Annotated in this window: 1 pseudogene; it reads left to right on the forward strand. The window is 69.5% G+C overall.

Going from position 1 to position 791, the window contains the following annotated elements:
* Positions 1-723, forward strand: a pseudogene (locus tag M1M07_RS32320) (hypothetical protein); the annotation flags it as partial.
* Positions 724-791 lie beyond the last annotated feature (68 nt).

Consider the following 791-nt stretch of genomic DNA (forward strand, 5'->3'; position numbering starts at 1 on the left):
AACATGCAGGCCCAACTCGCCACTTACAGTTCGACGGACTGGTGGTACAAGCCCACGGACGCGAAGTTCATCAGGGTCGTGGTGATCGGCGGGGCGTCCGGTGGGGGCCGCGGCAACAACGGCGGAAACGGCGGATACGGCCGCGGCGGACTGGGCGGCTATTCGGGCGGCTGGGCGATTTGGGAGTTCGACGCGGCAGACGTACCTGAGTCGGTGCTGTGCACGGTCGGCCCGGGCGGCGCCGGCGCCACGACGGACGGCGGGCACGGCGCAGACGGTGGCCTGTCCAGCTTCGGTGACCTGATCGCCGCTACCGGTGGGTCGTCTATCAATCAGACGTACGGCGCGGCCGTCGACCCGCTGCACGACTTCACATTCCACATTCGCGGAGGCAACGGTGCATCCCTCGCGATCGCTGGCGGTAACGGCGTGCCCACACCGGGTGGGGACGGTCCGTTCGCACCCGGTGCTCCGATCGCGAACATTCTGGCGACCGGTGACCACGGCCTGCCCGGCGTGTCGGCCCTCGTCGGGCAGCTCGGCCTAGGGTCCGCAGGTTCGGGCGGAAACGGAAAGAACGGGGCAGGCAACGGAGGCAATGGGGGCCCCGGTGGTTGGCCCGGCGCCCCGGGTGGCGGTGGCGGCCACTACGAAATCGGTTTCGCGGGCAACGGCGGCAACGGTGCCGGCGGCGCCATCTTCGTCACCACCCGCTTCTACTGACAGGAGAATCCCATGGGCACAGCAACACTCGTCGACGGGGACCTTGGTGGGCATCCGGGCCCGGCGCG

Source organism: Rhodococcus sp. HM1 (assembly GCF_023218075.1).
Classification (GTDB): Bacteria; Actinomycetota; Actinomycetes; order Mycobacteriales; family Mycobacteriaceae; genus Rhodococcus.